The organism is Magnetovibrio sp. (assembly GCF_036568125.1).
GTDB lineage: Bacteria > Pseudomonadota > Alphaproteobacteria > Rhodospirillales > Magnetovibrionaceae > Magnetovibrio.
Genome location: NZ_DATCTF010000010.1, coordinates 301,778 through 322,492, shown reverse-complemented (window position 1 = coordinate 322,492; position 20,715 = coordinate 301,778). Strand labels below are relative to the sequence as shown.

Annotated in this window: 19 protein-coding genes; 14 read left to right on the top strand and 5 right to left on the bottom strand. The window is 60.5% G+C overall.

The window, feature by feature from the left end:
- The first annotated feature begins 1 nt into the window (after nt 1).
- Nucleotides 2–751 (top strand): SDR family NAD(P)-dependent oxidoreductase, encoded by a 750-nt coding sequence (locus tag VIN96_RS06260; RefSeq protein WP_331894731.1) that lies wholly within the window; start codon nt 2–4, stop codon nt 749–751.
- 12 nt (nt 752–763) lie between these two features.
- Complete coding sequence (locus VIN96_RS06255; protein ID WP_331894730.1) at nt 764–895, top strand: hypothetical protein; 132 nt, start codon at nt 764–766, stop codon at nt 893–895.
- Here the strand turns inward: VIN96_RS06255 and cobD are convergent.
- Nucleotides 892–1,917, bottom strand: a complete 1,026-nt coding sequence (cobD, locus tag VIN96_RS06250) for a threonine-phosphate decarboxylase CobD (protein ID WP_331894728.1) — start codon at nt 1,915–1,917, stop codon at nt 892–894. The genes VIN96_RS06255 and cobD overlap by 4 nt on opposite strands.
- 91 nt (nt 1,918–2,008) lie before the next feature.
- On the opposite strand from cobD, the gene VIN96_RS06245 reads away from it, so the two are divergent.
- The 3 genes from VIN96_RS06245 to VIN96_RS06235 all read left to right on the top strand — a co-directional run bounded on the left by VIN96_RS06245 (nt 2,009) and on the right by VIN96_RS06235 (nt 3,874).
- Nucleotides 2,009–2,653, top strand: coding sequence for a MarC family protein (locus VIN96_RS06245; RefSeq protein ID WP_331894727.1), 645 nt, complete (start codon nt 2,009–2,011; stop codon nt 2,651–2,653).
- A gap of 185 nt (nt 2,654–2,838) precedes the next feature.
- Nucleotides 2,839–3,264 (top strand): hemerythrin domain-containing protein, encoded by a 426-nt coding sequence (locus VIN96_RS06240; protein ID WP_331894726.1) that lies wholly within the window; start codon nt 2,839–2,841, stop codon nt 3,262–3,264.
- 271 nt (nt 3,265–3,535) lie between these two features.
- Entirely contained in the window at nt 3,536–3,874 is a 339-nt protein-coding gene (locus VIN96_RS06235; protein ID WP_331894725.1) for a DUF3253 domain-containing protein, read from the top strand.
- Nucleotides 3,875–3,888: 14 nt separating this feature from the next.
- Here the strand turns inward: VIN96_RS06235 and VIN96_RS06230 are convergent, their stop codons facing one another.
- Together VIN96_RS06230 and VIN96_RS06225 are read right to left on the bottom strand one after the other, a co-directional pair.
- Entirely contained in the window at nt 3,889–4,611 is a 723-nt protein-coding gene (locus VIN96_RS06230; RefSeq protein ID WP_331894723.1) for a tetratricopeptide repeat protein, read from the bottom strand.
- A gap of 105 nt (nt 4,612–4,716) precedes the next feature.
- A complete protein-coding gene (locus tag VIN96_RS06225) occupies nt 4,717–5,067 on the bottom strand; it encodes a hypothetical protein (RefSeq protein WP_331894721.1) in 351 nt (116 codons plus the stop codon).
- 189 nt (nt 5,068–5,256) lie between these two features.
- Here VIN96_RS06225 and VIN96_RS06220 point away from each other — a divergent pair, with 189 nt between their 5' ends.
- From VIN96_RS06220 to der, 4 genes are all read left to right on the top strand, one after another.
- Nucleotides 5,257–5,814 carry a thioredoxin family protein gene (locus tag VIN96_RS06220; RefSeq protein ID WP_331894719.1) on the top strand — a complete coding sequence of 186 codons (558 nt, stop codon included), beginning with the start codon at nt 5,257–5,259 and terminating at the stop codon, nt 5,812–5,814.
- A gap of 149 nt (nt 5,815–5,963) precedes the next feature.
- Nucleotides 5,964–6,629 carry a tetratricopeptide repeat protein gene (locus VIN96_RS06215; RefSeq protein WP_331894718.1) on the top strand — a complete coding sequence of 222 codons (666 nt, stop codon included), beginning with the start codon at nt 5,964–5,966 and terminating at the stop codon, nt 6,627–6,629.
- Nucleotides 6,630–6,669: 40 nt separating this feature from the next.
- A complete protein-coding gene (locus VIN96_RS06210) occupies nt 6,670–8,001 on the top strand; it encodes a PQQ-binding-like beta-propeller repeat protein (RefSeq protein ID WP_331894717.1) in 1,332 nt (443 codons plus the stop codon).
- A gap of 76 nt (nt 8,002–8,077) precedes the next feature.
- Nucleotides 8,078–9,478 (top strand): ribosome biogenesis GTPase Der, encoded by a 1,401-nt coding sequence (gene der / locus VIN96_RS06205; protein WP_331894716.1) that lies wholly within the window; start codon nt 8,078–8,080, stop codon nt 9,476–9,478.
- Nucleotides 9,479–9,522: 44 nt separating this feature from the next.
- Here der and VIN96_RS06200 read toward each other — a convergent pair whose 3' ends face one another.
- The gene (locus tag VIN96_RS06200) at nt 9,523–15,543 is read right to left on the bottom strand and encodes a tandem-95 repeat protein (protein WP_331894715.1); all 6,021 of its coding nucleotides are present in this window, start codon (nt 15,541–15,543) and stop codon (nt 9,523–9,525) included.
- A 210-nt stretch (nt 15,544–15,753) separates the two neighbouring features.
- Between VIN96_RS06200 and VIN96_RS06195 the strand changes: the two genes are divergently transcribed.
- From VIN96_RS06195 to VIN96_RS06175, 5 genes are all read left to right on the top strand, one after another.
- Nucleotides 15,754–16,461 (top strand): ABC transporter permease, encoded by a 708-nt coding sequence (locus VIN96_RS06195; protein ID WP_331894714.1) that lies wholly within the window; start codon nt 15,754–15,756, stop codon nt 16,459–16,461.
- The gene (locus VIN96_RS06190; RefSeq protein WP_331894712.1) at nt 16,458–17,228 is read left to right on the top strand and encodes an ATP-binding cassette domain-containing protein; all 771 of its coding nucleotides are present in this window, start codon (nt 16,458–16,460) and stop codon (nt 17,226–17,228) included. The genes VIN96_RS06195 and VIN96_RS06190 overlap by 4 nt, the downstream gene beginning before the upstream one ends.
- A gap of 120 nt (nt 17,229–17,348) precedes the next feature.
- Nucleotides 17,349–18,338, top strand: coding sequence for a GTP 3',8-cyclase MoaA (gene moaA / locus VIN96_RS06185; protein WP_331894710.1), 990 nt, complete (start codon nt 17,349–17,351; stop codon nt 18,336–18,338).
- A gap of 60 nt (nt 18,339–18,398) precedes the next feature.
- Nucleotides 18,399–18,767, top strand: a complete 369-nt coding sequence (locus tag VIN96_RS06180) for a cupin domain-containing protein (RefSeq protein ID WP_331894708.1) — start codon at nt 18,399–18,401, stop codon at nt 18,765–18,767.
- 71 nt (nt 18,768–18,838) lie between these two features.
- Nucleotides 18,839–19,606, top strand: a complete 768-nt coding sequence (locus VIN96_RS06175) for an NAD kinase (protein WP_331894707.1) — start codon at nt 18,839–18,841, stop codon at nt 19,604–19,606.
- 3 nt (nt 19,607–19,609) lie between these two features.
- Here VIN96_RS06175 and VIN96_RS06170 read toward each other — a convergent pair whose 3' ends face one another.
- Nucleotides 19,610–20,692 carry a quinone-dependent dihydroorotate dehydrogenase gene (locus VIN96_RS06170; protein ID WP_331894706.1) on the bottom strand — a complete coding sequence of 361 codons (1,083 nt, stop codon included), beginning with the start codon at nt 20,690–20,692 and terminating at the stop codon, nt 19,610–19,612.
- Nucleotides 20,693–20,715: the final 23 nt, after the last annotated feature.

The following is a 20,715-nucleotide window of genomic DNA, read 5'->3' as shown; positions in this document are numbered from 1 at the left end:
CATGGCTGACAAAATTCTCGAGGGCCGCGTCGCCCTGATCACCGGCGCATCACGCGGCATCGGCCGCGCGCTGGCCAAATGTTTCGCCGAACAGGGCGCACACCTGATCCTCACCGCGCGCACCCAAGGCGCACTGGAAGAACTGGACGACGAACTGCGCGCCGCCGGCCATGGCAAGGCGACTTTGGTGCCGTGCGATCTTACCGACTTCGACACCATCGATAAAATCGGCGCTGCGATTTATGAACGCTTCAAGAAACTCGACATCTTGATCGGCAACGCCGGCGACCTGGGCACGTTGGCGCCGATCTCGCACATCGAACCGCGCGAATGGCAAAAGGTCTTGGACATCAACCTCACCGCCAATTGGCGTTTGATCCGTTCCATGGATCCGCTGCTGAAAGCGTCCGACGCTGGGCGCGCGATTTTCGTCACCTCCACCGTCGGCCATGTGGCGCGCCCTTACTGGGGAACGTACGCGGTATCCAAGGCGGGTTTAGAAATGACCGCCAACATTTATGCGGCGGAATGCGACAAGACGTCCGTTCGCGTCAACCTGATCAATCCCGGCGGCACCCGCACCGACATGCGTGCAGAAGCCATGCCAGGAGAAAATCCCGAAACGGTCAAAACGCCGGAAACCATCAATCACCTGTTTTTGGAACTCGCCTCGCCCGCATGCACCGCCAACGGCACCATCGTGGAAGCGGAACAAGAACTGGCGGCGGGACACACCAGCTACGCCCTCTAAAGGATCGGTCTGATGTTAGCGCAGTTATCGACGATTTTCGGCTATGTCGCGGGTGCGGTTATCTTCATCGCCACCATTTTCATGCTGCGCGCGATTTTGAGCGGACCGAACGAGAAAAAATCCGATTCCGATGGCGACGATTAGGCGTTAAGCGCCGCTTCCAACCGCGCCCAATCAGCCTGCGTGCCCGGCAAGCCGAACCGCAGCCAGCGCGGCTGATAATCGAACGGCCGCACCAAAATTCCGGCCTGGCCAAGTTTTTCGAACACCGCCGGCGCATCGTCGCTTTCGCCAAGACGAAACAAATCCGTCCCACCGACAATTTTGAACCCGGCGCGCTGCAAAATATCATCTAAACGCCGCGCGTCAGATTTGAGCCGCACACGCGCAGCTTCCGTCCAATCACGGTCATCGAGCGCATGGGTGCCCGCCCACAGCGCCGGGCCAGACACCGCCCAGGGGCCTAATTTTGCGCTCAAGCGTTGGGCGATATCCGGTGTGGTCACGGCGAAGCCCAAACGCACCCCGGCGAGTCCAAAAAACTTACCGAACGAGCGCAGCACCACCAGCCCATCGCTGCCCGCGTGCGGCGTCACCGAAAGTTCGGGCGTGACGTCGGCGAACGCTTCGTCGACCACCAACACCCCACCGCGATCATGGAGTTCTTCGCTGAACGCCAGCAGGCCTTCGACCGTCTGGGTGCGTCCATCGGGATTGTTGGGGTGCACCACCACACCGAACGGCGCGGGCTGGGCGGCTTGGGCACAAATGGACCGAACGTCCTCGACCCGGTGCCCTGCCACCGACCACGCGGGAGCATGCTCGCCGTAAGTTGGCCCCATGATCGAAACGCTGGACGGCGCAAACAAGGTCGGCACCATCTGGATCAAAGCCTGGGTGCCGGGGCTGGCGACGATGGCGGCGCGATCCGGCACGCCGTACGCGCGCCGCGCGGCGTCCAACAAAGCCTGCAAATCGGCCTGCAAGGGCAGCCGCGCAAACATTTTACCTGGAACCGGGGGCAGCGGATACGGCACCGGATTGATGCCTGTGGACAAATCCAGCCAGCCGTCTTTGGGCGCGGGGAAACGCGCCTCGACGGCCTTAGGGTCGCCACCGTGCTGAATGGTCTTTGTGTGGCCGAGATCGGTTACAAGCGTGTCCATGCCCCTCACTTAGCAGATCGTGATCCAGCGTGCGAGTGGAGATCGTGGATCTGCTTGATCTTGTGACCGTATCCCGTGTTAAGGTGCCGCCATGGACAATGCACAATTGATCGAAATCGCGCTGGTTGCGTTTACCACCTTTTTCGCCACCATCGGCCCGGTCGATGTGGCGGCGTTGTTCGCCGCGCTGACCCAAGGCACTGCGCCTGCGCAACGACGCGGTTTCGCGTTCAAGGGCGTGCTGATCGCAACCACCATCTTGATGCTGTTCGCGGTGTTCGGCGAAGCGGCGCTGGCGCGGTTGGGCATCACTTTGGCGGCCATGCGCACGGCAGGCGGGATTTTGCTGCTGTTGATCGCCATCGACATGGTGTTCGCGCGTCATTCCGGCGGCAGTTCCACCACCGACGACGAAACCACCGAAGCGAAAAGCAAGGAAGACATCTCCGTCTTTCCCCTCGCCACGCCGCTGATCGCGGGGCCCGGCTCCATGGGCGCGGTGGTGCTGCTCAGCGCCGAAAGTGCCGGAAATCTTATGCACTGGGCGGTTACCGTCGGCGCACTCTTGGCGGTATTGCTGATCACGCTGGTGTTGCTGTTGATGGCAGGCCAAGTGCAGAAATTGCTCGGCGTCACCGGACTCAACGTCATTTCACGCGTGGTCGGGGTCTTGCTGGCGGCACTGTCGGTGCAATTTATGTTCGACGGTCTGTCCGCCAGCCCGCTGTTCTCTTAGAAAACCGATTTTCGCAGTATTTCCGGTTTTCCCTTAATTAGTTAATACTGCAACACCTTGATTGTGCGCACGCCTTAGACGTTTTCCGCGCACCTCGAAACCGATAATATATGAGGGTAAAATAACCTCAAAAGGGACACCTCGCCCCGGCTGCGTGCCGGATAACGAGCGTGGGGGAGAAGCTCATGGCCACATTCGATGAACTGCACCAGCAAAATCACCAGATCGCAGAACTGGCGAAGACGTTATCCTACCTGTTTCAAGATCGCGAGATGTGCGATTCCGGCATCACCTGCGAATTGTTCGAACGCTACCGCGACAAGTTCGACGCCCACATGAACCACAACAAGGAAATTTATTCCAAGTTACTCAATAACAACAACGGCTCGGTGCGCGCCACGGTCGACCGCTTTATCGAAGGCGAACGCGAAATCAAACGCCTGTTCAAGTCATATGCCGACAAATGGTGTAAAAATGGACTGCACATCGGTGATCATGACGCCTTCATCAAGGAAACCGATGAGATGTTCGAATTGGTGTGGAGCCGCATCCAGGCGGAAAGCGAACAACTTTACCCTCTGGCCCGCAATCAAGACCAAACCGCAGCCTGACGAACCCCAACCGTCACCGCAGTCTTGAACACCTCTAAAGGCGCATATGTGTCGACGTGTTCCTTATCTGCAAGATAAAGGGCGTGAACTTCACCTTGGTCGGTGCATAAAAGGTTCACCCTGACACTGATCAGGTGAACATGAGCGAGGGTCCAGTATCGATTAAGATTTTCTGGTCATCGCCACCATGAAAGTCGGGCACATTTTTGAATGTGTCTGGCTATGGTGTTTTGCCCAAGACAGCGCCGTAAAAGCGTGATAAACCCCGCCCATGACTGATATTGATACCGAAGAAAAAGCCCCCGCCAAGGACGATCCCGTCGCCGTCGCCATTTTGGCCGCGCTGACAGGCGCTTCCTCGTTGAGCTTTAAAGACATCGCCATGAAAATGGCGGATGCCCGTCGACGTCCCAAGGACGGGCCGGATTTGTGGAAACGTTATCTCACCGCCGTGAAACAACAGGCCGTGTTTTTGGCTCGCCAAGGGCGGATCGAAATCGTGCGCAAAGGTGAAGTCGCCGATCCCAACGATTTCAAGGGTATCGTTAGGCTGCGTCTGCCCCAGGACCCGAACAAAGCGACGGCCAAACCGAAACCCGGGTCTCAATAAAACGGTGTGATCGCTCAGCGTTTGGCCGCGGCCATTTCGCGCATGCGTTTTTCCGCTTCGCCGATTTGATATTGGTTCATTTTCGGCTTCAAGCGCGCCATTTTCTGCACCGGATCGAATTTTTTGTTCACCGCCATGGCTTCGTCGCGCTTGCTGCTCGCCAGCTTCAGCCAAATGTAGGCTGAGATCAAATCGCGCTTCACCCCCCACCCCTCTTCATACATCGAACTGAGGATGTACTGCGCCGCCGCGTGTCCTTTGCTGGCAGCTTGGGTGTAGTAGGAAATGGCTTTGCCGTAATCGTGATCCACGCCCCGGCCGTTAAAATGTAGTTCGCCGAGACGAAACTGGGCGTCGGCGTGATTGTTAAAGGTCGCCGCCAAGCGGTAGTATTTGGCCGCCAAGAAGAAATCCTGACGCACGATGATACCGTTGGCATACATCCAGCCGAGCTTGTAGCGTGATTCCGCATGGCCTTGCTCAGCCGCTTTCAGCAGCCATTTGAGCGTCTGTTTGGTGTCGATCTTGGTGCCGTCACCGATTTCATACATCAGCGCCAGTTCATACTGCGCCTGTGCATCCCCGGCTTCCGCAATGGGCAGCGTTTGCTTGAAACGCGACACCATTTTCATTTTTTTGAGAACGTCCGGACTGACTTCCGGCTTTTGTTCCAAAACCCAGAAGGTAACTCCCGCAAGAAAGAACAGAGCCAAAGTCGCAAAGATAAGTTGCTTCATGGTGCTTGCGAGTACGACGCTTTTCAAGATTCATGGGAAACAGCAGTAAACGCCAAGCTTTTGCTTGGGTCAATACGGCAAGCCGATTAAGTGTGATGAAAAGACTTAGGGTTGACCGCCGATGCGTTCATCGGGGCGGCGCGCCGGATTGGCCTCGCCGTAGCACGTCACGTCGCCGATCGAAGGATAACAATGAACCTCCGCCACCGGATTGGGCTCATCTTCCCGGCAATAGGTGCGTCCTTGTTCGACGCGCACCGTGGAACAGTCCTTGCCGGTGCGGTACGAAACCAGATGATCGGTCAACGTTTTGTCCGTGCCCATGGTCAAAGCGGTACTCACCACGCTCAAATTGCCCGCCGTCTTGAGGGCATCGCGCGGCACGATCGAGTAAAAATCACACGCCGAAACCAGCGTTGCGAGACCGACGAGCATAATGAATTGACCAACGCGCATGGGCGAAAAGCTCCGATTAGCGACATGAACACCGCGCACAAGCGCAGCCGTCCAGCCTTTTAGTTTGGACCACCTTAGTTAACGCCACCTTAACATTCCCTTTTAAGGCGCGGGTTGATCCTGCCCCCCGCCGACGCTATCTAATGGAGCACGGTTCCCACCAACGAGACAAAGTGAGCAAGAGAAACCATGGCGGTAGAAACCCCGATTTGTAATTTCGGCTGGAAAGCCCCGGACTTCAACCTTCCCGGTGTGGACGGTCAAAACTATACGCTTAGCAACGTGCAAGGCGAAAACGGCACCCTGGTGATTTTCATGTGCAACCACTGCCCTTACGTCTTGGCGGTGATCGAGCGCTTGATCCGCGACGTCAAGGACCTGCAGGCCCAGGGCATCGGCGTGATCGCGATCAATTCGAACGACCCCCAGCAGTATCCTGCGGACTCGTTCGACAACATGAAGGTGATGGCCGAAAAACACGGTTTTACGTTCCCTTATGTATTCGACGAAAGCCAACAGGTGGCGCGCGCCTATGATGCTGTCTGCACGCCGGATTTCTTCGGTTTCGACAGCGAATTGGGGCTGCAATACCGTGGCCGCCTGGATGCATCGCGCAAGGAAACAGGTCCCGCAGATGCCCGCCGCGAACTGTTCGAAGCCATGAGCGCCGTGGCCAAAACCGGCGTTGGCCCCAAAGATCAAATCCCGTCCATGGGCTGTTCCATCAAGTGGCGCGAACAAGTTTGAGCCTCTAAAGCTTCTTATGCATTGTTATAAAAAGATTTTTGCGTCCCTTAAGAGGGTTTGCCATCGCGGGCGCGCTTAGCTATGTTTGGGGGCCTTGGCGCGTGCCGCGCCAAGGCCCTGAAAACTCGATCAAACTGCTGGAGACATCCGTGGCCGACCACACAGAAGATGCCCTGATCCGCGAGGTCAACGACGAACTTCGCGAAGAACAGATGATGAAGCTCTGGCAACGCTACGGAAGTTACGTTGTTGGCGTTGCGGTGGTGATCGTGGCCATCGTGGCAGGCTATCAGGGCTGGAAGGCCTACGACATCTCCACCCGCACGGACGAAGGCAATCGCTTCTATTCCGCCATGCAAATGGCCCAAGCGGGCGACACGGCGGGCGCGATCGAAGCCGCACGCAAATTAGCCGACGACGCGTCGAGCGGATACGGAATTTTAGCGCGCTTCCAGCAAGCCGCGCTTTTGGCCAAACAAGGCGATGCGGCCGGCGCGGCGCAGCTGTACCACGACATCGCCCGCGACAACATCGGCAACGTCGCATTTTCGGGCCTGGCCAACATTCTCGGCATCATGACCGAAATCAACTCTGGCGGTTACGACGCCAAAGCTTTGGAGTTCCGCTTGTCCTCCATCGCCGAAGACGGCCACCCCTACCGCCACAGCGCGCGTGAGCTGCTCGGAATCATCGCGCTGGAATCTGGGGATACCGACAAAGCAAATGCCACCTTCAGCGAACTGGCCAGCGATCTCACCGCGCCCAAGGGCATCCGCGATCGCGCCAAAAGCCTGATCCAACGCCTTGGCGCGTGAGCGGATCTTTAATATTGGCCATATGGGGAAAACCGTTTCCGTGAACAGCAAACGCACCATCATTCGTCTTTTAACCGCGACCGTATTGGCCGCCGGATTGAGCGCCTGCGATACCTGGCTGGGCGGTAACGAGGCCCCGCCGCTTCCCGGTGAGCGCATCTCGGTTTTGAAGCACGAAAGCGCCTTGCAGCCGGAAACCGGGCTGGACACCTCCGCCATCCGCCTGCCCGCACCATCGCCGACCCCGGACTGGCCGCAAAACGGCGGTTACGCCAATCACGCCATGCATCACGTCGCCGCCGCGCCACACCTGCGCCCGTATTGGAGCACCGACATCGGCGCGGGCGCCGGGTCCGGCGAACGCTTGACCTCGACGCCGATCATCGCCGACGGCCGCGTCTTCACCATCGATACCGACAGCGACGTCAGCGCCTTCGACGCCCAGACCGGCACCTTGTTGTGGCGCACCGCACTCACCCCCGACGAAGAAGACGACGGACACATTTCAGGCGGTTTGGCCTATGAAAACGGTCGCGTGTTCGCGGGCACCGGGTTCGCCCAGGTGATCGCGCTCGACGCCGCCACCGGACAAATCGCGTGGCGAAAGTCCGTCAGCGGCCCGGTTCGCTCTGCGCCCACCGTGCGTGGCGGACGTGTGTTCGCCGTGGCGTTGGACAACAAACTGCACGCCCTCGCCGCCCATGACGGCAGCTTGCTGTGGACCCATACCGGCTCGGCAGAATTGGCCATGCTGTTGGGTGCCGCCAGCCCCGCCGTCGATCAAGGCGTGGTGGTCGTGCCCTACACCTCGGGCGAACTGGTCGCATTGAAAGTCGACAACGGCCGCCAATTGTGGATGGACAGCCTGACCTCGCGCCGGCGCACCGACGCCACCGCAGCATTGGCGCATATCCGCGCAAATCCGGTCATCGATCGCGGCGTGGTGTTCGCCATCAGCCACAGCGGCTTGATGGTCGCCATCGATCTGCGCAGCGGCAGCCGTTTGTGGGAAAAAGGTATCGGCGGGCACGAATCGTTTTGGGTTGCGGGCAACTATCTGTTCACCCTCACCGGCAATGAAGAATTGGTGGCGATGGAACGCGACAGCGGCCGCATCTTGTGGGTGCGGTCCTTGCCGCGTTGGGGCGATGTCGAGGCCCGCGAAAACCCAATCGTGTGGACCGGCCCATTGCTGGTCAGCGATCGCTTGATCGTCGCCAGTTCCGACGGCATTGCTGTTGCGATTTCTCCCTACACGGGCAACATCCTAGGATCCGAAGACATGCCCGACGGCGTGTCGGTTCCGCCGGTGGTTGCCGGGGAAACGGTCTATTTCCTGTCCGATAACGCCACGCTGTCGGCCTATCGCTGATCAGCGCTAAACACCTCAACACGCACGGAGCGTGTTGAATTTTGAGCGCGCCGCGGCGCGCATGGACCAAAAAATTATGAGCCTTACCGTCGCCATCATTGGCCGCCCCAACGTGGGCAAATCGACGCTGTTCAACCGCTTGGTCGGCAAGCGGGTGGCGATCGTCGACGACATGCCGGGCGTCACCCGCGACCGCCGCGAAGGCGATGCCACGCTCAGCGATTTGCACTTCAAGGTCATCGACACCGCAGGTTTGGAAGACGTGCACGACGACAGCCTGGAATCACGCATGCGCCAACAGACCGAAGCGGCTTTTTTGGAAGCCGACGTCGGTTTAATGATGATCGATGCGCGCACCGGGCCGACCCCCATCGACGAGCACTTCGCCAACTGGCTGCGTCGTCACGACACCCCGGTGATCCTGGTCGCCAACAAATGCGAGGGCGCGGCCGGCCAACCGGGCTTGCTGGAATCCTATGCTTTGGGACTGGGCGAACCGGTGCCGCTTTCGGCGGAACACGGTCAAGGCCTGGTCGACCTGTACGAAGCGCTGCGCCCGTATGCCGATGCGGCGAGCGAAAAAGAGGCCTGGGAAAAGCGCAAGCGAAACGACGAGCTACCACCACAAGACAGCGGTGAAGAAGACGACGACGAAGCGGTGCTTAACCGCCCGCTTCAGTTGGCCATCGTCGGCCGCCCCAACGTCGGCAAATCAACTTTGATCAACAAGCTGTTGGGCGAAGAACGTCTGCTCACCGGCCCCGAAGCGGGCATCACGCGCGATTCCATCCTGGTGCCGTGGCAATACAAAGGCCGCGAGATCAACTTGGTCGACACCGCCGGCTTGCGCCGCCGCGCCAAGGTTACCGAAAAGGTCGAGGCCCTGTCCGGCGCCGAAACACGCCGTGCCATCGACTTCGCCCAAGTGGTGGCGTTGGTGCTGGATGCCCGCGACATGCTGGAAAAACAGGACCTGACCATCGCGCGCAACATCATCGAAGAAGGCCGCGCGCTGATCATCGTCGTCAACAAATGGGACTTGATCAAAAACACCAAGGAAGCCTTGGACAAACTGCATGACCGCTTGCAGACGTCCCTGCCCCAGGTGCGCGGCATTCCCATCGTCACCGTGTCAGCCAAGACCGGGCGCAATCTCGACAAAATCCTCGATGCCGTTTTGGATGTCTTCGAAGTGTGGAACCGGCGCGTTTCTACTGCCAAGCTGAATCGCTGGCTGGAGCATATTCTCGAGCATCACCAGCCGCCGCTGATCGGGGGACGACGGGTGAAGGTGCGTTACATGACCCAGCCCAAGACCCGTCCGCCAACCTTTGCGTTGTTCGTCAGTCACGCCAAGGGCCTGCCAGAATCGTACGTGCGCTATATGTCCAACGCGATCCGCGAGGATTTCGATTTGTGGGGTGTGCCGCTGCGCGTGGTGGTGCGCAAAGGCCACAATCCTTACGCCAAGGACTAGGCTACAGGGGACTAGGCGACAGGGATTGAGGCCTTCGCCGCGTCCTAACCTTGATCCGTGCTGTCTTTGTCGAACGTCACGACGATCGAGTCGCCATCTTGGGTGACCGTATAGCTGCTGGTGTCTTCGACATAAACGTCGTTCAACGTCACCGACACCCCGGTATCCGCACCGAAGGTGATGGTGGTGACGTCGTTCTCGCCATCCGATTGCAAGATGAAATCGTCCATATTGAATTCCTGACCTTCGAAACGCAGCACGTCTTGATGGCCAAGGTCGAGCACGATGTCGTCTCCGTCGCCGGCATGGAAGACGAACTCATCCGCACCGGCGCCGCCGGAAAGGATATCGTCCCCGGCGCCGCCGTCGATATAGTCGGCCCCTTCATCGCCGCTGATGGTGTCGTCGCCGGATTCGCCGTACAACTGATCAGCACCGGTGCCGCCGATGATCGTATCATCGCCGCCGCCGCCATAGATTTCGTCGCTGCCTGCGCCACCGTCGATGTAATCGTCGCCACCGCCCGTGCCGCCGTCGAACGTCACGTCGATGGTTGCCGTGGTGGTGGCGGTTTCACCGGTTGCCAACTCGCTCGCCGATGCGCTGACGCCAAGCTCGAAGTTTTCCAGATCGCTGCCGGCGGGCAAGGTCAAGGTCAGGTCGTCGAGATTGTCCAAATCGTCCGCCAACAAGGACCACGTGCCGTCGCCGTTATCGGTGCCGAGGCTCAATACGCCACCGTCGGGTACGTTTGAAATCTCGATGCTCAAGGCTTCGGAACCATCGATGTCGGTCAACGCGGCATCGACATCCAGTGCGATGACGATCGGCTCGGTCGAGCCGGGAAGCTCGCCACCGCCTTCTTCACCACCGCCTTCGTCATGGCCGTGGCCGTAACCATGGCCGTGACCGTGGTCGTCGTCATCCCATTTGTCATCGCCTTTACCATCATCCCATTTGTCATCGCCTTTGCCATCATCCCATTTGTCATCGCCTTTGCCACCGCCCTTGCCGTCATCTTCGGGCGCACCTTCGCTGTCGCCATAGATCACGTCATGACCGCTGCCGCCATCAATGACGTCGGACCCCATGGTGCCGTAAATTTCATCGGCACTTGGTGTTCCGTCGATCACCTCACCCGGGGGTGCTTCGATGGTCACCACCACATCGGACACTTGCAGCACCGGCACGTCGGCCACCGGCGCGACCGCAGCGTTAAACGTTGTGGTCGCCGTACCGCCATCGGACGACACCGCCGTCACGTTTAGCGAGATAACACCGCTGTAGTTCGCGGGCGGCGTCAGGCTCAAGCCCGCAAGGTCTTCCGCCGAGACGCTCCAACTGCCGTCGCCATTATCAGTGCCAGCACTTAAGCTCGCACCATCGGGAATGCCGGAAATGGCGAGACTCTCCAGCGTCTCCGTCGTGCCCGCCGGCATGCTCGCGGCGATGGTCAAGGCAATGGCGTTGTCTTCGGCACCCGCCACGTCGCCAACCGCGATCACCGGTATGTCGCTGACGGATCCGACGTTCACCGACAAGCTATCGCTGCTGACGCTGCCGTCGGTGGAAATCACACTGACGCCGAGATCGAACACGCCGTTGAAGTCTTGCGGCGGCGTGATGGTCAAGCCATCCAACTCGAAACCGTACAGCGTCCAGGTGCCGTCGCCATTGTCGGTGCCAGCGCTCAACACCGCTCCGACTGGAACGCCGCTAATGACGACGCTGTCGATCGTTTCGGTAGTATCGCCCGGCATGCTCGCGGCAATGGCTAGCGTGATGGAACTGTCCTCGGACCCGATGGCGTCGGCCACCGCGATGATCGGCGTATCGGCGATCGGTGTCACCGTCACGCCCAAGGGGGCCGTCGCCGTGCCGCCGTCGGTCGAGATCGCGATGACGGTCAGGTTGATCGTGCCGTTGAAATCTTGAGGCGGGCTCAACGTCAAACCGTCGATCAAATCGGGGGTCAAGGTCCACGTTCCATCACCGTTGTCCAAGCCCGCGTTGAGGCTTGCGCCGTCAGGCACCCCTTCGATGGTGATGGTGTATACCGCTTCGGTGGTATCGGCCGGCATGCTCGCGGCCAGGGTCAAAGCAATGGTGCCGTCTTCCGCACCGACTGCATCCGCCACGGCCAATTGCGGTACGTCGGCCAACGGTTCGACGACGATGTCGAAATTGCCGCTGGTGGTCGCGCCATCGGTGGAGGTCGCGATCACGCCGAGGCTCAGCGTCCCGTTGTAATCCGTAGGCGGCGTCAAGGTCAGGCCCGCGAGCTCATCGGGGCTCAAGGTCCAGGTGCCGTCGTTGTTGTCGGTACCCGCCGACAGCACAGCGCCGTCGGGCACGCCCGTGATGGTGATGGTGTCAACCGTTTCACTGGTGTCGGCCGGCATGCTCGCGGCCAAGGTCAGCGCGATGGTCGCATCTTCGCTGCCGCTGACGTCGGCGACGGCGAGCACAGGCAAGTCGGCGACCGGATTGACGCTGACGGCGAAGCTGTCCGTCGAAACGCCGCCATCGCTCGACGTCACGCTGACGCCGATGTCGATCACGCCGTTGAAGTCTTGCGGCGGGGTCAGGGTCAAGCCCGCAAGTTGATCGGGGCTCAAGGTCCAAGTGCCGTCGCCGTTATCGGTACCGGTGTTCAACATGGCACCGTCCGGCACGCCGGAAATGGTGATGCTGTCCACCGTCTCTGATGTGCCGCCGGGCATGGAGGTTGCGATCGTCAACGCGATGGTGCTGTCTTCGGCACCGCTGACATCGGCCAACGCGATCACCGGTGTGTCGGCGACCGGCGTCACGGTGACGCCCAGCGGACTGGTCGCCGCACTGCCATCGGTGGATACTGCGACGATGTTGAGCGCAAACGTGCCGTGGTAGTCCTGCGGCGGCGTCAAGGTCAGGCCACTCATCTGTTCGGGCGTCAGCGTCCAGGTGCCGTCGCCATTGTCTGTGCCGGCGCTCAAACTTGCGCCATCGGGCACACCTTCGATGGTGATGGTGTCCAGCGTTTCGGTGGTGTCGGCGGGCATGCTCGCGCTAAAGGTCAACGCGATGGTGCCGTCTTCCACGCCCAGAGCATCGGCCACCGCCAACTGCGGCAGATCGGCGGACGGTTCGACCTCGACGGCCAAACTACCGCTTGCCGTGCCGCCGTCCGATGACGTCGCCACCACCCCCAGGCTGAAGGTGCCGTTGTAATCAACCGGCGGCGTCAACGTCAGACCGGTCAATTGATTCGGGGACAGCGTCCACGTGCCGTCGCCGTTGTCCATGCCGGCGCTCAGGCTTGCGCCATCTGGCACGCCGGTGATGGTGATGGTGTCCAGTGTTTCGGTGGTGTCGGCGGCCATGGTGGCGGCCAAGGTCAACGCGATCGCGCCGTCTTCCACGCCGTAGGCATCCGCCACGGCCAATTGCGGCACGTCGGCGGACGGTTCGACGGCGACGTTGAAATTACCGGTCGACGTGCTGCCGTCCGTCGAAACCGCGACCAAGCCAAGGTTGAAGGTGCCGTTGTAATCGGCGGGCGGGGTCAAGCTCAGATAAGCCAGTTGATCCGGGCTCAGCGTCCACGTGCCGTTGCCGTTGTCGGTACCGGCCGACAGGACCGCACCGTCGGGCACCCCCACCACGGTCACATAATCGATGGTTTCCGAAGTGCCCGCGGGCATGGCGGCCGCCAGGGTCAAGGCAATCGCGCCGTCTTCCGCGCCGCTCACATCCGCAGCCGCGATGACGGGTGCATCGGCGACCGGATTGACGGTAACGGCGAAGGTGTCGGAACTGACGCCGCCGTCACTCGACGTGACGCTGACGCCAAGGTTAAATGCGCCGTTGTAATCCATCGGCGGGATCAGGGTCAGGCCGCTCAATTCGCCGGGGCTGAGCGTCCAGGTGCCGTCGCCATTGTCGGTACCGGCGCTCAAAAACGCGCCTTCGGGGAGGCCGCTGAGCACCACATTGTCAATCGTTTCACCCGTGCCGCCAGGCATCGCCGCCGCGATGGTCAACGCGATGGCGCTGTCTTCGGCGCCGCTGGCGTCAACGACCGCCAGTTGCGGTTGATCCGCGACCGGGCCAACGTGCAGCGTGAAATTGCGCAACGCCGTCGCGCCGTCTGTCGAGGTGGCGCTGAGGGCCAAGGCGATGGTGCCGCTGTAGTCTTGGGGCGGCGTCAAATTCAGGCCGGAAAGCTGATCGGGGCTCAAGGTCCAGGTGCCGTCACCGTTGTCGGTGCCGGCGGACAGGCTTGCGCCCTCGGGGACGCCGCTGATGGTGAGAGACGCCACCGTTTCCGTAGTGCCCGAAGGCATGACCGCGGCAAGCGTCAAGGCGATGGCGCTGTCTTCAACGCCTGAAACGTCGGCGACCGCGAGCTGCGGCACGTCGGCGACGGGGGTGATCGTGACGCTGACGGTGGCCATCGCCATCGCACCGGCATCGTCCGTAACCATGTAGGTAAAACTGTCGCTGCCGCCAAAGTCGGCATTGGGCGTATATGTGAAGGTACCGTCGGGATTGATGGTGACCGTACCGTTGGACGGTGCGCCGTCATCGGCCAAATCGAAAGTCAGCTTACCGCCTTCCAAATCGGATGCCGACAATTGACCGCTGAAGACGTTGTCTTCGGCGACGATCATCGTGCCGGGTTCGGCGACAGGCGCAACGTTAACGGGTTCGGGCGGGAGGACCGGCGCGACGACCGGTTCCACGGTCTCCGTCGCGGGCTCGGCAGCCGGTTCAGGTGCGACCGGTGCCCCCCCCTCGGATTGCGGTGCAACAACATGTTCTTCAGGTTCAAGCGGTTTGAGTTCCTCGCCGAACACAACCGCGGCTTCGCTGGCCAATTCTTCCGCCGTCAAGACGTCCCCGGCGTCCGTGACGAATTCGCCGCTCGGCTCTTGTCCCTCCTCAGAGACTTCTGCTGCAACCATATCGAAATCGGCCAAGCCTTCGGCCGCGATTTCCGTATCAGGAGAGATCACCTCTTCAGCTTCAGCCTCGAACGTGGCCAAACCTTCTTCGCTCACCGGCTCTTCAGCCCCGGCAGTCCCGGCCGCCGTTTCAAAATCGGCCAGGTCGGCGCCGAACGCGGCGCGCAATCCGTAATCGTTCGCGTTGGCATTGCCCATCGGCAAGTGGGACAGCGCGCCGCCGAACGTATTGATCACGTCATCGTGCGTATACATCGGCGCTGCCATTGGCGGTGCGTCGAAAGAACTGATCGTGACGGCATGATAAGCTTCGTTCAGCGTCATCGCGCCACCGGCGTTGACGATCATAACTTCACCGACGAAACCGTCGGCTTCTTCCATCATCACCAAACTCAGATCGCGACCGTTGCTGAGGTCCAAGCCGATTTGCGTACCGCGAATACCGATGGTCGCCACCGGGGTGTGGATCAGCATCGCTTCGGGATCGACCTTGGCGACTTCGCCCGAGACCATGGTGAAGATACCCTTCATCACCGACAGCGCGATGGAACCTTCCTGCGTGCCGGGGTCGTAGACCATTTCGTCCAACACCATGCGGGCGTTCGCGCCCATCGACAGCGACGCGCCATCGGCCAGCAAAATGCCGATAGCACCTTCGGCGCTGGTTTCCAAGATGTCGCCCTGCAACACCGCATCGCCGTTTTGCAGCGTCGCGCGCGTGCCGTCGGCGCGGATCACCGTCACTTCGCCGTTGATGTCCGTAACGCGCCCGATCACTTCACCGGTTTCGGGGAACTCGCCCGCGACCATGCCCGGCGCGGCAGAGCCTGCCAAGCGCACGGCCAACCCGCCGACAACGCGCGCACCCAAGGTGCTGAGCAAGTCGGGCGGTGTTTCCATCATGAAGAAATCGGCGACCAGAACTTGGGTGCCGTCCGGCGCGGTCAACATCAAATCGGGACCGATCCGTTCAAACGCGGCTTCGGCGGGATTGAAGCCGTCGGGCAGGACCACTTCGCCTTCGGTGGCCTGTACGAACAACTCTTCGCCACCGATCATCGCATCGGAACCGCTTGCAAACTCATCGGCAGGCGCGCGGAAAATCATCGGTAACATGGCTCTCATCCCTTTTTTCAATGCACACGCAGACACATCCGGCGCTCTTGCGGCGCCTTTTCTCATACCTTAGTGTAGCATTTTTTCACCCCCATGAGCCCCCATTCGCACGTCGGCTACGATAAGCTCAACGATGATTGCTAAGGGGTTTCGCATCGAAACAAGCGTGATAAGCTGCTCGCCTCATTGAGAATTTAAGGTTTCGCACAGATGATCGAAATCACTGACGCGTTCTCGACCGCGTTGATGCTGATCCTCACCCTCGACAGCGATCTGGCGGAAATCGTCGGACTGTCGCTTCATGTGAGCTTGAGCGCCGTATGCATCGCCGCAATTGTCGGCATACCGTTGGGCGCGGCCGTCGCGCTGCTCAGATTCCCTGGTCGCGGCGCGATCCAGATTTCGCTCAATGCCATGATGGGCCTACCGCCGGTGGTGGTGGGGCTGTTGGTCTATCTGACCCTGTCGCGCGCCGGTCCACTGGGCGTTTTCGGATTGCTCTACACCCCGGCGGCGATGATCATCGCCCAGGTGCTATTGGTCACCCCGATCGTCGCCGCGCTGACCCGTCAAGTGATCGAAGATTTGTGGAACACCTATGCCGACCAGCTGACGAGTTTGGGCGCGACGCGATTGCGCGCGTTGCCTACGCTGATCATCGATGGGCGCTTCAGCCTGCTTACCGCCGTACTGGCCGGTTTCGGCCGCGCCATGGCCGAGGTTGGTGCGGTGATGATGGTCGGCGGCAACATCGATCACGTCACCCGCGTGATGACCACGACCATCGCCTTGGAAGTCAGCAAAGGCGACTTGGCGCTGGCGTTGGCGTTGGGCATCGTGTTGCTGAGCCTATCCATCGCCATCGGTGCCGCCGCACAACTGTTCACCAATCACCGCGAACGCAAGGCCCGCGCATGATCTCCGCCACGACAATTCTCCCCTTGAAACTCGACGCCGTCTGGTATCGCGGGCGTGAGGGCATTCCGCTGATCAAGGATCTCAACCTTGAATTCAGCGCCGGCACGCGCACCATGGTCATCGGCCCCAACGGCGCGGGCAAAAGCCTTCTGCTGCGACTGTGTCACGGTTTGCTCAAGCCCAGCGAAGGACGCATCACGTGGGCGGTCGACACGGCCCGGGCCGCCAAGGCCCAAGCCATGGTGTTCCAGCGCCCGGTGATGCTGCGCAGAAGCGCCCGCGCCAATATCGACTATGCCTTATCGCTGCGCCACGTCGCGAAATCGCAACGCGCCGCCATCATCGACGACGTGTTGATCAAAACCGGCCTCACCCGCCAAGCCGATGCGCCCGCGCACGTGCTGTCGTTCGGTGAGCAACAACGCCTCGCCATCGCCCGGGCTTGGGCGTTGCGGCCGCAGATTCTGTTTCTCGACGAGCCGACCGCCAGCCTGGACCCCAGTGCCACCCACCAGATCGAGGAACTGATCGAAACGTTGCACCGCCAAGGCACCAAAATCGTCATGACCACCCACGATTTGGGTCAAGCCAAGCGTTTGGGCGACGAGGTTCTGTTCATGCATCGCGGACGCCTGTTGGAACAGTCTGCCGCCGCACGGTTTTTCGAAAATCCCGAAAACGACCTGGCGCAAGCCTTCGTCAAGGGCGAACTGTTGTGGTGGAACCGCGGCGAAGGGCCGCGCCGCGACCCCAAGCACAGCCGTTAAGGCGCATTGATCGGCAATAACCCTACTGAAAATGACGACGACATCGCCGCAAAAAAGCGCTATGAATCCATAAGCGTTATATCCAATTGGACACAACGCTTATGGACAACAAAGAAAGCCATGCAAGACACATTTGGACGGCACATCACCTATCTGCGCGTTTCGGTCACCGACCGATGCGATTTTCGTTGCTTTTACTGCATGTCCGAAGAGATGCAGTTCCTGCCGCGCAAGGATTTGTTGTCCATCGAAGAACTCGACCAAGTGTGTTCGACGTTCATTGAACGCGGCGTGCGCAAAATCCGTCTGACCGGCGGCGAGCCCTTGGTCCGGCGCGGCATTATGGAACTAATCGCCCGGCTGAGCGAACACAAAGACAGCGGCTTGCTGGATGAAATCACCCTGACCACCAACGGCAGCCAACTGGCCAAGCACGCCCATGAGATCAAACGCCTGGGGGTGGAACGCATCAATGTCTCCGTGGACTCTCTTAATCCGGAAAAATTCGCCGAAATCACCCGGCGCGGCAATCTCAACCAAGTGATCGAGGGCTTGGAAGCGGCCAAGGACGCCGGGCTTAAGGTCAAGATCAACACCGTCGCCTTGAAGGCATTCAACGAAGACGAGTTGAGCGACATGTTGGGTTGGTGCGGCACGCATGGTTTCGACATGACCATGATCGAAACCATGCCGCTGGGCGAAATCGGCGGCAACCGCAGCGACCAGTACCTGCCGTTGACGGAAGTTCGCGCCCGCCTGGAAGCGGACTGGACGCTGAGCCCGTCCGATCACACCACCGGGGGGCCGTCGAAATACATGACCGTGGCCGAAACCGGGCAAAAGGTCGGCTTCATCACCCCGCTCAGCGATCATTTCTGCGACAGCTGCAACCGCATGCGGCTGACCTGTACCGGCACCTTGTATATGTGCCTGGGCCAAGACAGCGCCGTGGACTTGCGCGCCGCGTTGCGCGCCGATGCGACGCTCGGCAAACTCAACGCGGCCATCGATCAGGCCTTGCACCTCAAGCCCAAGGGCCACGAATTCGTCATCGAACCGGGCAACGACGGCCCGGCGCTGAAACGCCATATGAGCGTCACAGGTGGTTGACGCACGCGCCTGAAACACACACATTCGCTGCATCGACCTTGAAAACGAGGAATGCGGCCCATGTCGAAAACCACCGCCACCTATTGGAATCCCTTGTTCGCGGAAAGCGCTGGCGCCTGGCAGCCCATTGCGGGTCTTGAAGGCATCGCCGAAGAACTAACCTTGAGCATCGATGACGACAGCGGTGAATACACCCGCCTGACGCGCTTTCACCCCGGCGCCGACACACAGGATTTCGGTGGCAAGAGCCACGATTACCCGGAAGAAATCTTCATCGTCAGCGGCCGTTTGTACGATCAGGCGTTCGACATGTGGCTGGAAACCGGGCATTACGCCAGCCGTCCGCCCGGTGAAGTCCATGGGCCGTTCAAGACCGATGAAGGCTGCGTGGTGCTCGAAGTTTCGTTTCCCAATAAAAGTACCCCTTAATCTGGGCATTTGAGGGCGGACGGGGTTATACTCCCGACCGAACCGAAGCCCTCAAGCAGGATGCTCTCACGATGAAATACAAATCCGTCGCCTTCGTCGCGGCGCGTCAAAAACAAGCCCAAGAGGCTCTCGCAAGCCTCAAGGAACGCTACCCCAGCGTCCCGCCGTCCAAGGCCGACGTGATCGTGGTGCTGGGCGGCGACGGGTTCATGTTGCGCACCTTGCACAAATACCTGCACCGCAATGTGCCGATCTACGGCATGAACCGCGGCTCGGTCGGCTTTTTGATGAACGCCTTTCGCGCAAATGGACTGATGCGGCGTCTGCAGCGCGCGCAACCGATCACCCTGCATCCGTTGCGCATGATCGCCACGGATTCACGCGGAAAACAGCACGAAGCCCTGGCCATCAACGAAGTGTCTTTGCTGCGCTACACCCGACTGGCGGCGAAGTTGCGCATTTTGGTGGACGGTCACGTGCGCCTGGAAGAAATGATCTGCGACGGTGCCTTGGTGTCGACGGCCGCCGGCAGCACCGCCTACAACCTATCGGCCAATGGCCCGATCATTCCCTTGGGTGCGGAACTGCTGGCCTTGACCCCAATCAGCGCATTTCGCCCGCGACAGTGGCGCGGCGCTTTGTTGCCTGCCGAAGCCAAGGTCACGTTCGAAGTGCTCGACGCCAAGCAACGCCCCGTCAGCGCGGTTGCCGACGACATGGCGGTGCGCAACGTGCGCCGCGTGGACGTCGTCGAAGACCGCACCATCGCACCGGTGCTGCTGTTCGATCCCGAGCACAATCTGGAAGAACGCATCCTGCGCGAACAATTTATGGTCTAAGCGCTAAGCGCCCTTCTGACCGGCCGCGTGCAGGACGGACGCGAAACCATCGGCTTTGAGAATTTCAGCCAGCTCGCGGTTGATCCGCGCCGCCAGGCCCGGTCCGTGATAGATCATCGCGGAATAAAGCTCGACCAGCGATGCACCGGCGAGGATTTTTTCATACGCGTCGCGGCCGTTCTCGATCCCGCCGACCCCTACCAGGACCATCTTGCCCTTGGTGGCGGCGTACATTTCCCCCAGCACGCGGGTCGAGGCCTCGAACAACGGCCGGCCGCTCAAACCACCGCCCTCGCCTTTGTGCACGCTGGTCAGCGTGGCTGGGCGTTCGATGGTGGTGTTGGTGACGATCAGACCATCGATAGCAACATCCAATGACACTTGGGCGATGTCGGCCTTATCTTCGTCGGTCAGGTCGGGGGCGATCTTCAACAACAACGGCGGACGCTGGACGCCGTGCTCCGCCGCCCCCGCACTCAGGGCTTCCTTCGTGCGCACCAGCAGGTCGCGCAACACCTCCGCCCCTTGCAGGGCGCGCAGCCCCGGCGTGTTAGGACTGGAAACGTTGATGACCATGAAGTCCGCAAGATGAGCGAAAGTCCGCGCACCGATTTCATAATCCGCTGCGGCGTCTTCGGTGTTTTTGTTTTTACCCAAGTTGACGCCGACGATGCCGCGTGCGCGATCACGGTGCTGCAAACGCGCCACGGACGCGGCGTGGCCTTCGGAATTGAAGCCCATGCGGTTGATCACCGCGTGATCGCTTTCCAGACGGAACAAGCGTGGCTTGGGGTTGCCGGGTTGCGGCTGCGGGGTGATCGAGCCTACTTCGACGAACCCAAAGCCTTGATCGAGCATTTGCCCATACACGCGGGCGTCCTTGTCGAAGCCTGCCGCCAATCCAACCGGATTGGGAAAGAGGAGGTTCCACAGGCGCACCTTCAAGACATCATCGTCGACCGGCGGCGGCGTGGGCACCAATCCAGTTTCCAGCGCGCGCACGGCCAAGCCATGAGCGACTTCGGGATCGAGCATACGCACGATCGGCCAAGCAAAACGATACGGGTCAAAGGGCAAACGAGGCATGATGGAACCTTATCTGGTTGCAG

Bases quoted from the DNA above. Each gene is read 5' to 3' on its own strand.
- VIN96_RS06195 (WP_331894714.1), top strand. From the start codon at position 15,754: ATGATCGAAATCACTGACGCGTTCTCGACCGCGTTGATGCTGATCCTC.
- der (WP_331894716.1), top strand. From the start codon at position 8,078: ATGAGCCTTACCGTCGCCATCATTGGCCGCCCCAACGTGGGCAAATCG.
- VIN96_RS06260 (WP_331894731.1), top strand. From the start codon at position 2: ATGGCTGACAAAATTCTCGAGGGCCGCGTCGCCCTGATCACCGGCGCA.
- VIN96_RS06220 (WP_331894719.1), top strand. From the start codon at position 5,257: ATGGCGGTAGAAACCCCGATTTGTAATTTCGGCTGGAAAGCCCCGGAC.
- VIN96_RS06235 (WP_331894725.1), top strand. From the start codon at position 3,536: ATGACTGATATTGATACCGAAGAAAAAGCCCCCGCCAAGGACGATCCC.
- VIN96_RS06245 (WP_331894727.1), top strand. From the start codon at position 2,009: ATGGACAATGCACAATTGATCGAAATCGCGCTGGTTGCGTTTACCACC.
- VIN96_RS06230 (WP_331894723.1), bottom strand. From the start codon at position 4,611: ATGAAGCAACTTATCTTTGCGACTTTGGCTCTGTTCTTTCTTGCGGGA.
- VIN96_RS06225 (WP_331894721.1), bottom strand. From the start codon at position 5,067: ATGCGCGTTGGTCAATTCATTATGCTCGTCGGTCTCGCAACGCTGGTT.
- VIN96_RS06180 (WP_331894708.1), top strand. From the start codon at position 18,399: ATGTCGAAAACCACCGCCACCTATTGGAATCCCTTGTTCGCGGAAAGC.
- moaA (WP_331894710.1), top strand. From the start codon at position 17,349: ATGCAAGACACATTTGGACGGCACATCACCTATCTGCGCGTTTCGGTC.
- VIN96_RS06200 (WP_331894715.1), bottom strand. From the start codon at position 15,543: ATGTTACCGATGATTTTCCGCGCGCCTGCCGATGAGTTTGCAAGCGGT.
- cobD (WP_331894728.1), bottom strand. From the start codon at position 1,917: ATGGACACGCTTGTAACCGATCTCGGCCACACAAAGACCATTCAGCAC.
- VIN96_RS06240 (WP_331894726.1), top strand. From the start codon at position 2,839: ATGGCCACATTCGATGAACTGCACCAGCAAAATCACCAGATCGCAGAA.
- VIN96_RS06255 (WP_331894730.1), top strand. From the start codon at position 764: ATGTTAGCGCAGTTATCGACGATTTTCGGCTATGTCGCGGGTGCGGTT.
- VIN96_RS06170 (WP_331894706.1), bottom strand. From the start codon at position 20,692: ATGCCTCGTTTGCCCTTTGACCCGTATCGTTTTGCTTGGCCGATCGTG.
- VIN96_RS06175 (WP_331894707.1), top strand. From the start codon at position 18,839: ATGAAATACAAATCCGTCGCCTTCGTCGCGGCGCGTCAAAAACAAGCC.
- VIN96_RS06190 (WP_331894712.1), top strand. From the start codon at position 16,458: ATGATCTCCGCCACGACAATTCTCCCCTTGAAACTCGACGCCGTCTGG.